The 16,627-nt window shown below is 64.8% G+C and carries 17 protein-coding genes; 10 read left to right on the top strand and 7 right to left on the bottom strand.

Annotation, left to right across the window (positions count from 1 at the left end; translation table 11 throughout):
* Positions 1 to 6 precede the first annotated feature (6 nt).
* Entirely contained in the window at positions 7 to 1,542 is a 1,536-nt protein-coding gene (locus BKG60_RS20640; protein WP_070945726.1) for a PPE family protein, read from the bottom strand.
* Between the two features lie 228 nt (positions 1,543 to 1,770).
* Here BKG60_RS20640 and BKG60_RS20635 point away from each other — a divergent pair, with 228 nt between their 5' ends.
* Entirely contained in the window at positions 1,771 to 2,439 is a 669-nt protein-coding gene (locus BKG60_RS20635) for a TetR/AcrR family transcriptional regulator (protein WP_070945725.1), read from the top strand.
* On the top strand, positions 2,436 to 3,305 hold the full coding sequence (locus BKG60_RS20630; RefSeq protein ID WP_070945724.1) for a class I SAM-dependent methyltransferase: 870 nt from the start codon (positions 2,436 to 2,438) through the stop codon (positions 3,303 to 3,305). The genes BKG60_RS20635 and BKG60_RS20630 overlap by 4 nt, the downstream gene beginning before the upstream one ends.
* Positions 3,306 to 3,449: 144 nt before the next feature.
* On the opposite strand, the gene BKG60_RS20625 is transcribed toward BKG60_RS20630, so the two are convergent.
* The 3 genes from BKG60_RS20625 to BKG60_RS20615 form a co-directional block, all read right to left on the bottom strand.
* Positions 3,450 to 3,788, bottom strand: coding sequence for a hypothetical protein (locus tag BKG60_RS20625; protein ID WP_239252487.1), 339 nt, complete (start codon positions 3,786 to 3,788; stop codon positions 3,450 to 3,452).
* A 639-nt stretch (positions 3,789 to 4,427) separates the two neighbouring features.
* On the bottom strand, positions 4,428 to 5,201 hold the full coding sequence (locus tag BKG60_RS20620; protein WP_070945723.1) for an SDR family NAD(P)-dependent oxidoreductase: 774 nt from the start codon (positions 5,199 to 5,201) through the stop codon (positions 4,428 to 4,430).
* A gap of 106 nt (positions 5,202 to 5,307) precedes the next feature.
* Positions 5,308 to 5,892 (bottom strand): TetR/AcrR family transcriptional regulator, encoded by a 585-nt coding sequence (locus BKG60_RS20615; protein ID WP_003883376.1) that lies wholly within the window; start codon positions 5,890 to 5,892, stop codon positions 5,308 to 5,310.
* 158 nt (positions 5,893 to 6,050) lie between these two features.
* On the opposite strand from BKG60_RS20615, the gene BKG60_RS20610 reads away from it, so the two are divergent.
* The 6 genes from BKG60_RS20610 (at position 6,051) to BKG60_RS20585 (ending at position 11,885) form a co-directional block, all read left to right on the top strand.
* Positions 6,051 to 7,319 carry a cytochrome P450 gene (locus BKG60_RS20610; protein WP_070945722.1) on the top strand — a complete coding sequence of 423 codons (1,269 nt, stop codon included), beginning with the start codon at positions 6,051 to 6,053 and terminating at the stop codon, positions 7,317 to 7,319.
* Between the two features lie 139 nt (positions 7,320 to 7,458).
* A complete protein-coding gene (locus tag BKG60_RS20605; RefSeq protein WP_003883374.1) occupies positions 7,459 to 8,292 on the top strand; it encodes a TauD/TfdA dioxygenase family protein in 834 nt (277 codons plus the stop codon).
* The gene (locus BKG60_RS20600) at positions 8,289 to 9,059 is read left to right on the top strand and encodes an SDR family oxidoreductase (protein ID WP_070945721.1); all 771 of its coding nucleotides are present in this window, start codon (positions 8,289 to 8,291) and stop codon (positions 9,057 to 9,059) included. Before BKG60_RS20605 ends, BKG60_RS20600 begins: the two co-directional genes overlap by 4 nt.
* Before the next feature lie 6 nt (positions 9,060 to 9,065).
* The gene (locus BKG60_RS20595) at positions 9,066 to 9,674 is read left to right on the top strand and encodes a carboxymuconolactone decarboxylase family protein (RefSeq protein ID WP_003883372.1); all 609 of its coding nucleotides are present in this window, start codon (positions 9,066 to 9,068) and stop codon (positions 9,672 to 9,674) included.
* Complete coding sequence (locus BKG60_RS20590) at positions 9,674 to 10,591, top strand: TIGR03564 family F420-dependent LLM class oxidoreductase (RefSeq protein WP_003883371.1); 918 nt, start codon at positions 9,674 to 9,676, stop codon at positions 10,589 to 10,591. Before BKG60_RS20595 ends, BKG60_RS20590 begins: the two co-directional genes overlap by 1 nt.
* 451 nt (positions 10,592 to 11,042) lie before the next feature.
* Positions 11,043 to 11,885: an SDR family oxidoreductase gene (locus BKG60_RS20585; protein ID WP_070945769.1), complete on the top strand. Its 843-nt coding sequence runs from the start codon at positions 11,043 to 11,045 to the stop codon at positions 11,883 to 11,885.
* Between the two features lie 171 nt (positions 11,886 to 12,056).
* On the opposite strand, the gene BKG60_RS20580 is transcribed toward BKG60_RS20585, so the two are convergent.
* Genes BKG60_RS20580 through BKG60_RS20570 form a run of 3 tightly spaced genes read right to left on the bottom strand, consistent with a single transcriptional unit; the run spans position 12,057 to position 14,924 of the window.
* Positions 12,057 to 12,887: an SDR family NAD(P)-dependent oxidoreductase gene (locus BKG60_RS20580; protein ID WP_003883369.1), complete on the bottom strand. Its 831-nt coding sequence runs from the start codon at positions 12,885 to 12,887 to the stop codon at positions 12,057 to 12,059.
* A complete protein-coding gene (locus BKG60_RS20575; protein WP_003883368.1) occupies positions 12,884 to 13,669 on the bottom strand; it encodes an enoyl-CoA hydratase in 786 nt (261 codons plus the stop codon). Before BKG60_RS20575 ends, BKG60_RS20580 begins: the two co-directional genes overlap by 4 nt.
* Before the next feature lie 7 nt (positions 13,670 to 13,676).
* Entirely contained in the window at positions 13,677 to 14,924 is a 1,248-nt protein-coding gene (locus tag BKG60_RS20570; protein WP_070945720.1) for a cytochrome P450, read from the bottom strand.
* A 136-nt stretch (positions 14,925 to 15,060) separates the two neighbouring features.
* Between BKG60_RS20570 and BKG60_RS20565 the strand changes: the two genes are divergently transcribed.
* Complete coding sequence (locus tag BKG60_RS20565; RefSeq protein WP_070945768.1) at positions 15,061 to 16,074, top strand: TIGR03617 family F420-dependent LLM class oxidoreductase; 1,014 nt, start codon at positions 15,061 to 15,063, stop codon at positions 16,072 to 16,074.
* Positions 16,075 to 16,170: 96 nt separating this feature from the next.
* Positions 16,171 to 16,503, top strand: a complete 333-nt coding sequence (locus BKG60_RS20560) for a hypothetical protein (RefSeq protein ID WP_070945719.1) — start codon at positions 16,171 to 16,173, stop codon at positions 16,501 to 16,503.
* Positions 16,504 to 16,627 lie beyond the last annotated feature (124 nt).

Here is a 16,627-nt window from a genome sequence, read left to right as displayed (position 1 = left end):
ACAACTCTAACGATCGTTGGGCGGTTCCCAGGTGCCCGGCAGCATCGGTTCGGCTGGACCCGAGTCGAAGTCGTCGGCCAGGCTGGTCAGTCCCGCGGGCGCTCTGTCGGGTCCATCGGCGGTACCGGTGAATCCCATGATGCCCGCGCCATATTCGGAGGCAACGACTCGCGGCTCGGACCCGGGACGTGGATCCGGAGCTGGATCGTCGTAGTCCATGAAGGCATCGGCATAAGCATGTTGTTCCAGCTTCGCATCGCGCTTGCGCCGACGTCTGCGCCGATCGGCCAGCGACGCGGCGACCCCCGAGGCTGCGGCTGGTATCCCCACGGCCGGCGCCGAGGCGCTCGATTTGTCGCGGACCGTCGGCGTGAAGCCCTCACCCGGATGGCCTCCGGCAATCGCATACGGTGCCAACAACGCAGTTGGTGCCGCGGGTGGGCTGGGAGCCGTGGTGGGTGCACCGGCTCCCGGGGCCGCACCGGCGCCGACCGCACTCACGCCACCGCCGGGTAGCCCCGCCAGCGCGAACGGGTTGGACTGCTCGGGACGCACGTTCGTGGTTTGTTGCGGGGCAGGGGAGGCAACAGCGGTGTCCTGACCGGGAGGAACCGCGTCCTGGGCGGCCAGCGACTCGCCGTAGTAGTAGACGCTGCCGATCACGATCCAGAGCAGCGGCTGAATCAGTAGCTGAGGATATGTCGTCAACGCCCCTGCCCATGAGAACGCCTGGTAGGCAACGGCAAACAGGAACGGGCCCCACGTCACCAGGGCTGCCGCCGGGTCGGTCATGAAGTCGGTGATCAATTGCTCGGCGTTGCCCAGGGGGTCGGTCAGGAAGTTGATGATCGGCTCGTAGATCTCGTTGACCGCGTCGGTGTACCACGTGAGGAGATCGGTGATGCTGTTGGAGTTCTCCAGAGCAGATCCGGCATCGGCGGCCCGGGCTTGGGCCGCAACCTGCTGCGACGCGGCGGAGGCCTCGCCCGATTCTCCAACACCCGGTTTGAGCAGCAATGGTGCCGGCGTGGTGGTCGGGATCGCTCCCACGGCCGCACCGGACACTGCCTGATAGGTGCTCATGGCGGTGGCGGCCTGGATCCACATCCGTACGTAGTCTGCTTCGTTGAGCGCGATCGGAATGGTATTGACGCCGAAGAAGTTCGTCGCCAGGAGCACGCCGTGAAGCGTGTGGTTGAGGGCCAACTCGGGCAACGTCGGCATCATTGCTAACGCTTCTGTAAACGCTGCCGCCGCAGTCTGGTGCTCGACGGCCGCAGCCGCACTATTGGCACCGGCCTGGATCAGCCAGGCGAGATACGGTCCGTGTGCGGCCACGTACTGTTCGGCACTCGGACCTTCCCAAGATCCCGCTTGTACCTCACCCAGCACTGTGGCGAGTTCGGCTGCAGCAGAGGAATATTCGGTACTCAGCGATTGCCACGCGCCCGCAGCGGTCAACATCGACCCCGGACCGGGGCCACTGGATATCAGCGCTGAATGCACTTCAGGTGGCAATGCCATCCACATCGGAGCCGTCATAGCGCCCTCCCTTGCGCTAGCTGAAACAGATGCACTCTGACCGCCCCGTGGCACGGAGGTTACAACGTTCGCTGGGAGTACGGGCAGTTACCGTGTCGCCGCACCGCAGTGGCGTCCCCGGCAGCCACTGGCATTCACAGCACCGCCGCACCGCGCCGGCGTCGTCGTAGAACGCGTCAGCAGTTCGTTCCGCAGGCATCAGGACAATATTCATGTATTGTCACCAATATGGAGATATTGTCGGGCGGGTTCACCTCGGCAGACCTGAGCGCACGTGCACGGATTCGGCACGCAGCGTTGCTTGAGTTCGGTGCGCGAGGTTTCGCGGGGGCGACCCTCAAAGGAATCGCCGCGCGAGCGCAGGCGTCCGTTGGTCTGGTGCAACACCACTTCGGCACCAAGGAACATCTGCGGCAGGCGTGCAATGACGTCGTCATCGAGGTGTTGCGGCAACGGACGACACAGGGTGCGGCCAACGGAGATATCGCCAAACCCGGCTTCATCGCCGAGCTCTACGAAGCAAGCCCGCCGCTACTGCGCTATCTCGCCAGGGCGGCGATCGAGGGCGGGCCGACAGCCGCCGAGCTGCTCGACGAATTAGCCGGGGGAGCGGAGGAATTCCTAACCAGCAGATGGCCTGAGCGATTTGGGTCCGGATCCGAGCGGGCCCGCGACGCCGCCGCGGTGATGTGCGCCATGCACCTCGGCGTGGTGGTACTTCACGACCAGCTGGCTCGACAGATGGACGCCGACCTCGACGGTGCCGACGCCACTCGGATCGGGCTGGCCATGATCGACGTGTACTCGGCCGTAGGTGAATTCATCACCTCAGAGACCGGCAAGCAAATGACCGACTCGGTCACCCATTACCGCGATGAAAAGAAAGGCGCTCAATGACAGTCACCATCGACGACCTCACGCCGGTCGAGAAGACACTGCTGATCACACTCACCCCACGCGCTCTGGACGCCCGCGCGCCGCATCCATTGCTCGCTGATGACCTCGCCGCCAAGGTGCTCGACAGGATCGGACCCGCCGGCGCCATCAAGATCTCGAGCACCGTCCAGATCGCCGCGCCGGTTCGCAGCAAGATGCTGGACCAACTCGTCGTCCAGTTCATCGCCGCGCACCCAAACGCGGTGGTGGTGGAACTGGGCTGCGGCCTGGAAACCCGCATGCACCGCATCGCCCCGCCGCCGACTGTCGACTGGTATGACGTCGACCTCCCTGACGTTATCGCGTTGCGCCGCCGGCTGATTCCTGAATTGGACCGCGCCCATCTTGTCGCGGCCTCGCTGACCGAACCGCACTGGGCAGAAGGCATTCCGCGTGAGCGTCCCGTCATCGCCGTGGCCGACGGCGTACTCGGCTTTCTCACCAAAGCAGACAACACCCAGATCCTGGCCACCCTCACAAATCATTTCACCGGTGGCGGAGAACTCGTCTTCGTCGCCTACTCACGGATCGCCGCCAAGATGATGGGCGGGCTACCCGTACAGATCGGTGAGCTGCGCGAAGTCGGGATACCCAAGGGATATCAGGGTTTCGGCTTTGACGACCCACGTGAGCTCGAGCAACTCAACCCGTGCGTCACGTTCGTCGAGGAGCAACTCGGCGCCCAAGCCATGGAATCGTTCAACGATCCCCGGGCACGCGCCTGGCTCAACGATATTTCCCGGACCACACGCATGATCGGCAAGTGGTTCGCCCGCTGGCGGGCACAGGCGCGTCGTGGGGTATGGGTGTTGCGCTACCGGTTCTAGAGGATTCTGCGCCCGGGATTCGGGCCGACGGCTGGATTCGAAGCCATGCCTACGTGGGGTGACCCGGGCGGGATCTTTACGAGAACCATTGCCGCCCAAGTACTTTCATCACAGTGACGAATGGCGCTCGGTGCCGAAATTTCCTCAAGGGAAGGGGATCGGGGGGATCGCTGATGGCAATTGGATCTCGGGGATCTCGGCGGGCATTTCAACCCGCGGTACGTCGGCCGGCAGTTTGGCTCTGGGCACCTCGCCAGGCAACTCCACATCGGGGACGGCACTCGGCAACGGCACAGGAGGGATATCGCTCGGTAACGGAAATGGTGGAACGTTAGGCGGAACAGGTAGCGTCGTCACCGCATCGTCAGATGCAACCGACCAATCGGGGTCCTGGCCACAGCCGACGATCGTCGACAGGATCGCCGCGATCGCGATCGCGAACGCCAGCGCTAGCCGTCGTCTCCGGTTCACCTGTCTGCGCATACCGCCGGCTCCTCGCGAACTATGCCTCTGACGTTATCACCGGGCGACATCTGGCGAGGTCCCGTCAGTCGCTCACAGCCATGTGGCAGCTGAAATCGATTGGGTTACAGCTCTTTCCACGTCTAGCCCGTCCGCCCAAAACCGTCACTGTGACGAATAGGTATGCCGAGCCCTGAAGGCGGGGCTCAGGTCGGCACGGCTCGGCCGTTGCCGGTCAAGCGTCATGGAGTACCAGCGCAGCACAACGTGCACGAGACGTCGAACGGCTGCGACGGGGATCCATGACGGCACGCCCACGAACGAGACGCATCATGGCTGGGCGCGGGAGGATCCTTGCGGGGATGATTCCGCCGGGTGAGGTGTCGCTTTGCAGACAAACGCTGCTGCGCCGCATCGGGGAACTGTAGTGCGTCGATCATGTGAAACGAGCTGGGCCCGCTTTTTGCAGTTGTTCGCGGTCGCGTTGTGCCTGCATTGCGTCGAGACATCGAAAAGGTTACGGATTGGAGCTTGTGAGTCCGGGGCCATGCGCTGCACGAGCGGACCCGAGGCGGCAGTCCGATGCGCGCGTGGGCGGGCCGCGTCGGGTGGGGCATTGCCGCCCATCGCGGGCCGCGACCTTCTGCGCCGATCACGTTCCTAGATGTACATGCCGCCGTTGACGCCGATCACCTGTCCGGTGATGTAGGAGCCGCCGTCGGAGCAGAGGAAGGCGACGGTAGCGGCGATGTCGTCGGGAGTGCCGTTGCGTCGCAACGGGACCATGCTGGCTAGGATGTCGAGATCTGGCACGGTGCCGACCTTCACGCCGGCGTGTGCCATCGGGGTGTCGACGACAGACGGAGGGATGGTGTTGACCGTAATGCCTTGGGGTGCAAGTTCATACGCCAGGGCTTTGGTCAGCGCGATCACTCCGCCTTTGGATGCGACGTAGTGGGCGCGTTCCGGTGCGCCGGATTGAGCGCTGGAGGATGAGATGGTGACAATGCGTCCCCAGCCGGCGGCTTGCATATCCGGTACTGCGGCCTGGATGCAAGTGAAGGTGCCGGTCAGGTTGACCGCGATGAGCCGGTCCCATTGCTCGGGGGTGATCTCGGTGACAGGCACAGGAACGCCCACGTCGATACCAGCGCTGGTGACCACGATGGTGATGCTGCCGAGCTCGGCGCGAACGCGGGCGATGGACTCATGGACCGATTGCCGGTCGGTCACGTCGACTTCGATGCCGATTATCTGAGCCCCGCCGGAGCAAAGGTCGGCTGCGACGCCACGTACCAGGTCGCCTTGGCGGTCCAGCAGGGCAACCGCGTGTCCAGTTTTGGCCAGGTGCGCTGCCACTGCCGGGCCGATGCCTGAGGCGCCGCCGGTAACCACGGCAACGCGGCGTATGGCGGGGTCGAGCTCCTGGCTCATCGATGCGCTCCTGAAGATGGGGGTCCGCTGCGTTCTGAGCGGCGAGCGTGACCGCGCGACGGTCGGCACATTTCGGCCGTTCCGAAAAGATATGTTAGGCGAGCGCCTAACGCAATGGTGTCTCGAGCCGTCCCAAATATTGGTGGACGAGGTCGATGGTCTGCTGATGGCCGGTAGTGATGCCGAGGCCGGTTTCGATAACCAGCAACCGCCCGATGGCCGCGATGAGCACGGAGATGACTTCAGCCGGTAACGGTTGGTCGGCTTGGTGATCGCGCAGGATGTAGGTCAGCGCGGCGACCTGGGCCTCGCGGAAGGCTTGTGCGCCGGCGGCGAGTTCGGCGCGGATCTCCTTGCGGTGGTTTCCCAGGGCCATGAACTCCATGATCAGTTGCACGCCACGCGGGTCTACCGTCATATCCCACAGCGCATGCAGTGGCCTTTCGGTGGTCAGGGCGCGGCGCTGCACATCGAGGCTGGTTTGCGTGCCGCGTTTGAGGACCGCCAGGTAGAGGTCGTCCATGGTCGGGAAGTAGTAATACACGACCGCTCGCTGGACGCCGACCTTTTCCGCGACGCGGCGCGAGGTGGCGGCGGCGTAACCCTCGTCGAGCATGATCTCCGCGCACGCGTCGAGCAGCTTCTCGCGGGTGCCGGTGTCGCGCTTGCCGGCTCGGTTCGGTGTGGCCATTGTGTCGTCCGTCCTTGGCGCCGGTGGTGGCGCCACGCTGTTCATCCGCCGGTCTTGACCGTCGTCGTGACGGGTGCTAAGCATATGCCAGTCCATTTTCCTAGGCGATTGCCTAATAAAAGCTGCGGGCTGTCACAGTCGCACGGCGTGGAGGTGTCATGACGAACAGCGTGGACAAGGCGGACATCTTCACCAGCGAAGAGGTCATCAACGATCCGTATTCCTATTTCGACGAGCTGCGGTCCCGTTGTCCGATCCACGAGATCGCGCAACCGGGCGTGTTGGCGGTCACCGGATACGACGAGGCAGTCGCGGTGTACCGCAACGATGCGGCGTTTTCCTCGTGCAATGCGATGGGCGGACCGTTTCCCCCCTTCCCGGTGGAGCCGGGCACCGACGACATCACTGATGCGGTGCGGGCCAACCGTGAGCATTGGGTCTTTCACGAGTTCATGGTCACCAAGGATGGTGCCGACCACGATGCCGAGCGGAGTCTGTTGCGCCGCTTGATGACTCCGAAACGGCTGAAAGAGAACGAGGACCAGATGGCGGGCATGGCAGATGCCTGCATCGACGCATTCATCGGCGACGGCCGGTTCGAGGTGGTCCAGGATTACGGAAAGCCGTTCACCACCATGGTGATTGCCGATCTGCTCGGTGTACCCGCCGAGGATCGCGACCACTTCCGCAAAATTTTCACCGGGCAACACGTGGCGACCCTGGGCGGCGATTCGCCGCTGCCGGAGAACCCGTTGGAGTACATGTACGAGACGTTCGGCAGCTACATCGAGGAACGGCGCCGGCAGCCGCGCGAGGATGTCCTGACCGCACTCGCGACGTCGACGTACCCGGACGGGACGCTGCCTGACACGGAATCGATCGTACGGCTGGCCACTTTCCTGTTCGGTGCCGGGCAAGATACTTCGGCGCGGCTGATGGCGTCGTCGTTGCGGTTCCTGGCCGAGGATCAGGATCTGCAGGCGGCGCTGCGCGCTGACCGGGGCAGAATCCCCGAGTTCGTCGAGGAGGTTTTGCGGTTGGAAAGCCCCACCATGAGCGATTTCCGGATGACCCAGAAGACGACCTGCGTGGGTGGCGTGGATATTCCGGCGGGCACCACGATCATGTTGCATCCCGGCGCGTCCAACCGGGATCCTCGTAAGTTCCCCGAGCCCGAGAAGTTTCGGTTGGATCGCGAAAACGTGCGCGAACACATCGCTTTCGGGCGCGGTGTCCATTCCTGCCCCGGCGGACCGCTGGCCCGTGCCGAAGGACGGGTGACCATCGAACGCTTCCTGGACCGCACCACCAGCCTCACGCTGTCCGAGGAACATCACGGCCCCGAGGGCGCCCGGACGTTCCGTCACGATCCGACCTACATCATTCGCGGACTGACGGATCTGCATCTGTGCTTCACCGCAGTATGAGCACGCCGATACTGCGAGTGCGAATCGATCGCCACTCTGCGAAGGGCACGGATTCGGGCTGTGGCCGCGGCATGCCCCCGCCAAGCCATCGCCGTTTTGACGAGGCCGTCTCCACCAACTCTGGCACCAAGGAGTGACCATGACCATCGCCACGACTCCCATCTCCGACGCGATCGGCGTCGAGGTCACCGGCTACACCACCGCCGACTTCCTCGACCCCGGTGCAGCACAGCACTGCCACGTGCTACTGGAGCGCCACGGCGTCGTCGTCTACCGCGAAGCCCATATCAGTGACCCAGACCTGGTCGCGTTCTCCCGCGCACTCGGTGAGGTCGTCGTGGCAGGCGCCGGAGGGCATCCCGACTATCCTGAAATCTCCCCGGTCACCCTCGATCCGAGTAGGAGCGCGCTGGCCGGACTGCGTCGCAGCACCATCTTCTGGCACACCGACGGCCTGACCGATCAGGTCCCGCAGAAGGCGACCCTGCTGACCGCCCGGGAGGTCGCCGACGAGGGTGGCGACACCGAATTCGCCAACACTTACGCCGCTTTCGAAGCGCTGCCCGCCGACAGGCGGGTCGAACTCGAGAGCTACCGGGTCGTGCACAGCGTCGCGGCGTCACAGTTGCTGCTGACCCCAGACCCGACCCCGGAGCAAGCGGCCAAATGGGATCGTGCTCCGTCGCGTGAGCATCCTCTGGTGTGGCAGCGCCGAGACGGCCGCAAGTCGTTGCTCATCGGCGCCACTGCCGGCCAGATCGTGGGGATGGACCCTGAGCGCAGCCGCGGACTGCTCGACGAGGTCCTCGACTGGGCCACCCAGCCGCAGTTCGTCCTGCGCCACCACTGGAGCGTCGGGGATCTGGTGGTCTGGGACAACACCGGCATGCTGCACCGCGCCATACCCTACGAACCGACCTCCCGACGGCTGATGCATCGCACCACACTCGTCGGCGAGGAAGCGATTGCATGAGTACCGTTTCCTACTGGGACGAGCCGCCCACAGCCATCGTCACCGGCGGCGCGTCGGGTATCGGGGTGGCGATCGCCCAGCGACTCAGCATCGAAGGCGCCGCCGTGGCCATCTTCGACCTCGATCACACCGGCGCGACCACCGCAGCGGACAAGCTGGTGGCTGCGGGCGGTCGAGCGATCGCCGCGCACGTCGACGTCACCGACCGGAGTCGCATCGATGCGGCAATCGACGAAACGGCACGTCAGCTCGGCCCGCCGACGATCCTGGTCAACAGCGCGGGTCTCGACGGCTTTGAAAAGTTTCAGGCGATCACGGCGCAAAGCTGGCAACAGATTCTCGCGGTCAACCTGACAGGAGTCTTCGACTGCTGCCAAGCCATCGTCCCGCACATGCTCGACGCTGGGTGGGGCCGCATCGTCAACATCTCGTCCTCGAGCGCGCAAACCGGCAATCCCCTCATGGTGCACTACTCCGCGGCCAAGGCGGGCGTCGTCGGATTCACCAAAGCCCTTGCCCAAGAACTCGGCCCGCGGGGTATCACCGTCAACACGATTCCCCCGGGGTTCATCGACACACCCATGCTGCGGCGCAGCGAAGACCGGGGTTTCCTGGGCCCCGGCGTCGACGCCGCCGAAGCCAAGACGCCGGTGCGCCGTATCGGGCAGCCCGACGATGTCGCCGCGGCGTGCGCGTTTCTGTGCTCGCAGGACGCCGGCTACATCACCGGCCAAGTGCTCGGCGTCAACGGAGGAAGGGTTCTGTAGAAAGTCATGGCACGAATAGATCCGGTTCCGCCGCGCGAGTTCTCCGAAGAGTTCCGCACGGCGATGGCCGCGCTGCGCCCAGCCAATCCCCGGCATGAACCGCTGCCGACAAAAGATCGGCCGAAAGCGCTCAACACACTAGGCACCCTGGCCCATCACCCCGACCTCGCCCGGGCCTATTTCACGTTCAACGGCCACCTGCTGCTGGGCACTACACTGAGCGAGCGGCAGCGTGAGCTTGTGGTGATGCGGGTCGCCGCGGTGCGGCAGTCCAGTTACGAGTGGTACCAACACCTCTTCGTCGCCCGCGACGCGGGCATCACCGACGAAGAGGTGGGCCGCGTCGCCTACGGCCCAGACTCACCGCTGTGGAGTGAGTTCGAGGCGGCGTTACTGCGGGCCGTCGACGAAATGATCATCGACGGTGGGATCACCACACCTACCTGGCAGATCTTGTCCACCGAGTTTGACGTCCGCCAAGTGCTCGACCTGATCTTCACCGCAGGCGGATATGACATCCTGGCGCGGCTGTTCAAGTCCTTCGAGTTGGCCATGGACGACGACATCCCCGAGCTGATGAGCCGATACGAGCAACTCTTCGGACCGGAACACTGATGCGCATCGGCCTCACCGGCGGAGCCGCCACGACCGACGGCGTGGCACGCCAGGCCGAGCTCGCCGAGCAACAGGGGTTCACGTCGCTGTGGTATGCCAGCAATGTCACCGCAGATCCTTTGGTCTCCATGGCGATTGCCGGGCGGGAGACCAGCCGCATCGAGCTGGGCACTGCCGTGCTGCAGACCTACCCGTGTCATCCGCTGATGCAGGCCCACAGGGTGATCGCGGCCGCAAACGCCATGGGCCGCCCCGGGTTCACCTTCGGGCTCGGGCCTTCGCACGCCGCGGTCGTCGAGGGCATGTACGGTTTGTCCTACGCTCACCCCGGCCGTAACACTGAGGAATACCTGTCCATCCTCACGGCGGTCCTGCATGGGAAGCCGGTCAACGTCACCGGCGTCGACTGGAGTGCCCACGCGGTCGGAGGCCCGGCCCCGCAGCACCCGGTGCCGGTGTTGTTGTCGGCGCTATCACCGCGGATGTTGCGCATCGCCGGCGCCATCGCCGACGGCACCGTGCTGTGGATGGCCTCGGCGAAAGCCATCGAATCGCAGATCGCACCGACGATCACCGCGGCGGCGCAGGCGGCAGGACGGCCCGCCCCCCGCATCGTTGCTGGGCTTCCAGTCGCTGTCCACGACGACGAAGCCAAAGCTCGCTCGGCGATCGCCGACACGGCCGGAATTTATGCGACGATGCCAAACTACAAGCGCATCATCGAAATTGGTGGCGGTACAACACCCGCCGACATCGCCATCGTCGGCAACGAAGCATCGGTCCGCACACAACTGCAACACCTCCTCGACGCCGGCGCCACCGACATCTGGGTCCAACCCGTCGCCGTAGGACGCGACAAAGCCGAACGCACAACATCCAAGACCCGCACCATCGACTTGTTGTGTGAATTACTTTGACGATGTACGTGCTACCGCCAAGGTACAGATCGCGGCGACGGACGATTGATCTCGGTCGGTGCCGCTCCGGCTGCTGACGGCACCGCGCCGGCGGGCTCTCAACTTTAAGACTGCAATGGTGTTTTAATAGGTGCAATCGCGGGAATTGAACACTTCATGCGCGTCGTCTATCACACGAAGGTGGTCCGCCGATTCTTGGTTTCACCCGAAGATGGGGCGACAGGTCTGGTTACACTCGCCCACGATCGAGAGGGCAGATCGTGGCACTCGGGGAACTTTTGCGGTTAAAGCCGCCATGCGCCGCAAACCTAGACTCGGCGGTGCTCGAATACTGTGCTCGCCCGCGAGGCCCTAAACCGCTGTTGTGCAAGCTGAATGGACGTCCTGGCATCGGTGAGATCATGTTTGCCGCGTCCTGCTCAATCCCGGCAGCTGGAGGGTGGACCTGATCATGGTGAAGATTGCCGTCGTCACCGGCGGGGCAGGGGGAATGGGGCTGGCCGCAGCGCGGGTCATCGGACGGGACTGCGCCGTGCTGATCTGTGACGTCGATGCCGCCCGCCTGGCTTCGGCACAGCGCGACCTGAACGCTTCAGGCGTCGACTGTGCTACGGCCACGTGTGATATCACCGATCCAGCATCGGTGCGTCAGCTGGTCGAGCAGGCACAGCAGCTCGGCACCGTGATGTCGGTCGTCCACACTGCGGGGGTGAGCCCCAGCATGGGGTCCGCCGAGATGATCCTGCGAATCAACGCGCTCGGTACCGTGCTCGTCAACGAGGCATTTCTCGGCATCGCCCAGCCCGGTATGGCGGTGGTCAATGTGGCTTCCGTTGCCGGACACCAGCTGCCGGGTCTCGCGGCCCCCACGCGGCGCTACAAGCGCGCGTTGCAAGACCGGGACCGCTTCTATCGGGATCTGCTGTCATCCTGCAATCGCATACCCCGCACATGGCAGCCACAGATCGCCTACGTACTCAGCAAGAACTTCGTCATCTGGTACAGCGCGGCGATGGCCACACGATTCGGTGAGAAGGGAGCGCGGGTCCTCTCGGTGTCTCCCGGATCGTTCGACACGGCGATGGGCAAACTCGAGGAAGGCGCCGGGGCGGGCACGCTGGCCGAGCGCAGTGCCCTCAAACGGTTCGGCCAGCCCGGGGAGATCGCCGAGCTGCTCGCGTTCAGTGCCGGAGACAAGCCCGGATACCTCACCGGCGTCGACATCATCTGCGACGGAGGGGTGACTGCGGCCATGAGGCCACTCGACACTGTGAGGATGGCCCGATCGCGATGACTTGATGTGACACGTCCGCGGTGCGCGCGGTGTCCACAGGGGAACCTCGTAGAACTGGGTGGCCCATTTCCGCATGGCCATGTACGGCTCGCATCGATCTCTGCCAACGGTGGATGCTCGACGTATTTTCTTGTACTCCAGATATGACCTTCCAGGTGAACGGCATCTCTACTACTGGCCCCCGACTCGTGGCGAACCGTCCAGCTCGCGGACATCGAGCTTCCACTGCTCGATTAGGTCCAAGCTGTACCGGATCTTCCCGGTGGTTTCACTGTCGCAGTCGCACAGTGCAACAACGGCTTCGACGATTTCCTCGATGGACTCGAAGAACTCGGCCGGCAGCGCGTCCCCCATCAACTCGGCGAAACCGTCGCTCATGACCGCCACGCGCGGGCCGACCGCGTTGACGCGGATCCCGGTACCGTACAGGTCACCGGCCAGCCCGGCCGTCGTGCGGTTGAGCGCGGCCTTGGTGGCACCGTAGATCTCCATCGTGGAGCCTTGCGGGCCGAGATAGAACGGCGGTCCCTCGACGACGGTGGCACCCACGCTGGTCAGGTTGACGATCCAACCTTGACCCGATTCGCGCATCGCCGGTATGACCGTTTGGGCGAGCGCCAGGGGAGCAATGACGTTGGCTTCGTAGGCGAGTCGCTGCTGAGTGGGCGTGATCTCGGTGATCGGGGCGGTCGTGGCGGCGGCCGCATTGTTGACGAGGATGTCGATCGGGCCGCCGAGAATCGCCGTCGCCTCGGGGATGACCCGGGAGCGGTCGGCGTCATCGGTGATGTCGGCGACGACAATCCCGACCGTGGTGCCGTATTTCTCGCAGAGCTGCTGGGTCTCGTGCAGGCTGCCGCCGGTCCCGTCGGAGGTCTCGAGGGTGCGCGCCACCAGGACGACATCGGCGCCTTCGGCGCACAGGCGCTGCGCGATACCGGCCCCGATGCCCCGGCTGGCTCCGGTCACGATGGCGCGTCGGCCGGTAAACCGCTGTGTCACAGTGAGTTCCCTTCATCACTGGCCGGTGGCCGGTGGTCGCGCTGGCGGGCGGAGGCCTTACTGCCCGCGGCAGTGAACGCCGTCAGGTCATAGGTGCGGCCGATGCTGCTGGTGGTCTCCAGAGCCAACGCCCCGGCCAAGGACAGATCCTCGCCGCTGCGGTACAGCCTGAGCATGTCAGCGACGGCAGCGCTGCCGGGTATCCGTGCGGCCAGATCGAGCGTGTAGGGCAGCAGCTGATCGTGGGGGAGCACATGGTTGACCAACCCGATGCGCAGCGCCTCCTCGGCATCGACGAATGCGCCGGTCACCGACATCTCGCGGGCTTTGCGGACACCGACGGCGCGCGGCAGCAATGCGGTCAGTCCCCAGGTGGGCACCACGCCGAGCAGGGCGTGGGTGTCGGCGAACCGCGCGCGTTCGGAGGCGATGATGAACGAGCAACTCAAGGCGACTTCGAGGGCGCCGGACACGCACACGCCGTTGACGGCGCAGATGACCGGCTTACGCATGGCCCGCACGACGGCCGCTGGGGTGGGATCGAGCGGGCTGCCGGTCTCGTCGGGACTCCGCTCGAGCCGCTTGAAATCGACACCCGCGCTGAAGACGGGGTCGACCCCCGTCAGGATGACGGCGTGCACCGCGCCGTCGCGGTCGGCCTCGGTCATCGCCGCACGAAGGGCCGCACGCAACTCGCCGTGCATCGCGTTCTTGGCCTCGGGCCGATCGATGGTCAACACGCGCACGGCGCCGTGCTGTTCGGTCCTCAACGTGGCTGTCATCGACGGCTCACTTCACTCGGTATCGGATCGGCAGGTGTTTGAGGCCACCCACGAAGGTGGTGGCGGTCAGCTCTGGGGTCCCGGCCAGTTCGACCGAGGCCAGCCGCGGGATGAGCTCGCTGAAGAAGCTGTTGATCTCCAACCGCGCCAGCGCGGCGCCCAGGCAGAAGTGCACGCCGTGTCCGAAGGCCAAGTGCCTGTTGGGATCACGCCCAACATCGAAGACATCCGAATCGCTGAACACGTCTTCGTCGCGGTTCGCTGAAACGTAGGACAGCAGCACGGATTCTCCGGCGGAGATCGGCACACCGCGCACCGCCGTATCGGTGGTGGCGGTACGCATCATCCCGGTGACGGGGCTGACCCAGCGGATCATCTCTTCGGTGGCCGTCCCCATCAAGCCGGGGTCGGCATGCAGCCGCTCGCGTTGCTCGGGATGCTCGACCAGGGCGTGCATGCCGCCCGAGATGACAGCGCTGGTGGTGTCGTGCCCCGCCGTGGCGATGATCAGGTAGTAGGACACGGTGTCGATGTCACCCAACGGTTCACCGTTGATCGTCGCGTTGGCGATGGCCGAGGCCAGGTCCTCGGTCGGGTTCGCCCGCCTGGCGGCGGTCAGCGCCGTGAAGTACTCGAACATCTCCAGCAGCGCCGTCATCTGCTCGGCGTCGGTGGCGCTGCGTTGGAACTCGGAGTCCTCCGATCCGACGAGTTCCTGCGTCAGCCTGAGCATGAACCCGAAGTCGGACTCGGGGACGCCCAGCAGCGTCATGATCATGTAGAGCGGATAGTTGACCGCGACCTGCTGGACGAAATCGCACTCGGGCCCCTCGGCCGCCATGGTGTCGACGAACCTTTTGGCCAGGTGCTGTGCGCGGTCGGCCAGCATGCGCATTGCCTTGGGCCGGAACCAGTTCGCGCCGATTGCGCGAACATCGCGGTGCTGGGGGTCGTCCAAGTGGATCAGGGTGCGGACACCGGCCGAAGCCTGCATGTCCTCCTGCTCGGTACGCATGAGGACGGGGCGGGGACCGTTGACGAAGACATCGTTGGCCCGCTCGATCACGAGCACGTCGGCATGCTTGGTGATCGCCCAGAATGGCCGGTACTGCGCGGTGTCGACCAAGGCGACAGGATTCGACGCCCTCAGCGCGGCCAGGGTCGCGTGCATCCGCACGGGGTCGGTGTAGGCGTTGGGATCCGCGAGGATCTCCGGGCCGTCGGCGGCCGTGCTGCCGAAGATCCCGGCAGTCATGGGTCCAGACCTTGCCGGCAGGCAGCCCGATGCGATAAAACCACACTGATTTCTTAGCAGTGATGAGGTTCAGGCCACAAGAGTGGATTCGAGGTTGTCGGTGTGCTATGCCGACGCGACGAAAGGACACGCTTTCGTGAAAGTGCATCTGCAGGTGGACGGCTCACCGGCCCGCGCCCGCGCGAGTGCCGCGGCCATCGCCGGACTCGGCGCAGACGGGATCTTCTCGTTCGAAGGACAGCACGATGTGTTCTTTCCGCTGCTGTTGGCAGCCGAAGAGACCGAGCTGGAACTGATGACCAATGTGGCGATCGCCGGTCCGCGCAGCCCCCTGCACCTCGCGCACGCGTCCTACGATCTGCAGACCGTGAGCGCCGGCCGCTTCCGCCTCGGTCTGGGCTCGCAGATCAAGGCGCACATCGAGAAGCGTTACGGCTCGCAGTGGGGCAGGCCCGCCGCTCGGACCGCTGAGTCGGTTGCGGCCGTGAAGGCCATCTTCTCGGCATGGGAGGGGCTGGCGCCGTTGAACTTTCGCGGCGACTTCTTCACCCACACGTTGATGCCGCCGAACTTCAACCCCGGCCCCAACACGTACGGCCCGCCACCGGTCCTGATGGGAGCGCTGGGGCCGGTGATGACCCGCAAGGCGGCCGAGGTCGCCGACGGCCTGCTGGTCATGCCGTTCAACAGCACTCGCCACTTCGCCGAGCGAACGGTGCCAGCCATGGCGGACGGCCTGCACCGGTCGGGCCGCAGCCGCGCCCAATTCCAGGTTGTCGCCCAGGCCATGGTGGCCGTAGGGCGGACGGAGGAGGCCCTCGCGAAAGCTGTTGACAGGGTTGCCGGGCTGATCGCGTTCTACGGATCAACTCCGGCCTACACCGCGGTTCTGGACGTCGAAGGGTGGGGCCATCTGCAACCCGAGCTTAACGCGCTGTCCAAACGGGGTGGGTACGCCGAGATGCGCGCACTGATCACCGACGCCATGGTGGGCACGTACGGCGTGCTTGGAACTCCAGAAGAGTGCGCCGAGCAGATTCACCAGCGCTATGGCGACTGGGCCTCCGACGTCTGCTGCTATTTCCCTGGCTACCGACCCGACGACAATGACCTCGCCGACCTAGTGAGCGCATTGCACGCGACTAGCTGAGGATGCGGCCCTTGTGCGCGGTGTCGCGTTTGGGCTAGCGTTAAAACACCGTCGATTTTTTATCGTCGGGTGAGTCACAGGCGAGGGAGACGAAGCATGGTTCATTCGGCATTGCGGTCCTTCATGGACCGACCCTTGGACTACTTCGAGGAGTCGGTCACCAAGATGCACAGCGTGCCTCGCGACCAGCTCGAGGAGATGCAGCGCGAAGCCATGATCGAGCGGTTCGGAGAGCAACGCGATCGCATCGAGATGGTCCGCAAGCTGGCCGACCGCCTCGGCGTTGAGCGGATCGACGGCTTCAACGATGTCGTGCCGCTGATGTTTTCGCACACCGCTTACAAGTCCTATCCCGCGGCGCTCGTCGACAACAATCGCTGGGACCTGATGACCAAATGGCTGGACAAGCTGACGACCTACGACCTGTGAATCGCCCTGGAAATCCCGGAGGCTCCTGACCTTGGAAACGAGGATGCAGGTATGCCGAAGGAACAGTGTGCCGGGAAGCCCACGGCGCGTCGTTACAGCCCGGAGGAGAAGGCCGCCGCGGTGC

The organism is Mycobacterium syngnathidarum, from assembly GCF_001942625.1.
Taxonomy (GTDB): Bacteria; Actinomycetota; Actinomycetes; order Mycobacteriales; family Mycobacteriaceae; genus Mycobacterium; species Mycobacterium syngnathidarum.
This window is presented reverse-complemented; position numbering and strand designations above follow the sequence as displayed.

Bases quoted from the DNA above. Each gene is read 5' to 3' on its own strand.
- BKG60_RS20590 (WP_003883371.1), top strand. From the start codon at position 9,674: ATGCGCATCGGCCTCACCGGCGGAGCCGCCACGACCGACGGCGTGGCA.
- BKG60_RS20620 (WP_070945723.1), bottom strand. From the start codon at position 5,201: ATGAGCCAGGAGCTCGACCCCGCCATACGCCGCGTTGCCGTGGTTACC.
- BKG60_RS20635 (WP_070945725.1), top strand. From the start codon at position 1,771: ATGGAGATATTGTCGGGCGGGTTCACCTCGGCAGACCTGAGCGCACGT.
- BKG60_RS20640 (WP_070945726.1), bottom strand. From the start codon at position 1,542: ATGACGGCTCCGATGTGGATGGCATTGCCACCTGAAGTGCATTCAGCG.
- BKG60_RS20630 (WP_070945724.1), top strand. From the start codon at position 2,436: ATGACAGTCACCATCGACGACCTCACGCCGGTCGAGAAGACACTGCTG.
- BKG60_RS20595 (WP_003883372.1), top strand. From the start codon at position 9,066: ATGGCACGAATAGATCCGGTTCCGCCGCGCGAGTTCTCCGAAGAGTTC.
- BKG60_RS20615 (WP_003883376.1), bottom strand. From the start codon at position 5,892: ATGGCCACACCGAACCGAGCCGGCAAGCGCGACACCGGCACCCGCGAG.
- BKG60_RS20575 (WP_003883368.1), bottom strand. From the start codon at position 13,669: ATGACAGCCACGTTGAGGACCGAACAGCACGGCGCCGTGCGCGTGTTG.
- BKG60_RS20585 (WP_070945769.1), top strand. From the start codon at position 11,043: ATGGTGAAGATTGCCGTCGTCACCGGCGGGGCAGGGGGAATGGGGCTG.
- BKG60_RS20600 (WP_070945721.1), top strand. From the start codon at position 8,289: ATGAGTACCGTTTCCTACTGGGACGAGCCGCCCACAGCCATCGTCACC.
- BKG60_RS20625 (WP_239252487.1), bottom strand. From the start codon at position 3,788: ATGCGCAGACAGGTGAACCGGAGACGACGGCTAGCGCTGGCGTTCGCG.
- BKG60_RS20610 (WP_070945722.1), top strand. From the start codon at position 6,051: ATGACGAACAGCGTGGACAAGGCGGACATCTTCACCAGCGAAGAGGTC.
- BKG60_RS20605 (WP_003883374.1), top strand. From the start codon at position 7,459: ATGACCATCGCCACGACTCCCATCTCCGACGCGATCGGCGTCGAGGTC.
- BKG60_RS20570 (WP_070945720.1), bottom strand. From the start codon at position 14,924: ATGACTGCCGGGATCTTCGGCAGCACGGCCGCCGACGGCCCGGAGATC.
- BKG60_RS20560 (WP_070945719.1), top strand. From the start codon at position 16,171: ATGGTTCATTCGGCATTGCGGTCCTTCATGGACCGACCCTTGGACTAC.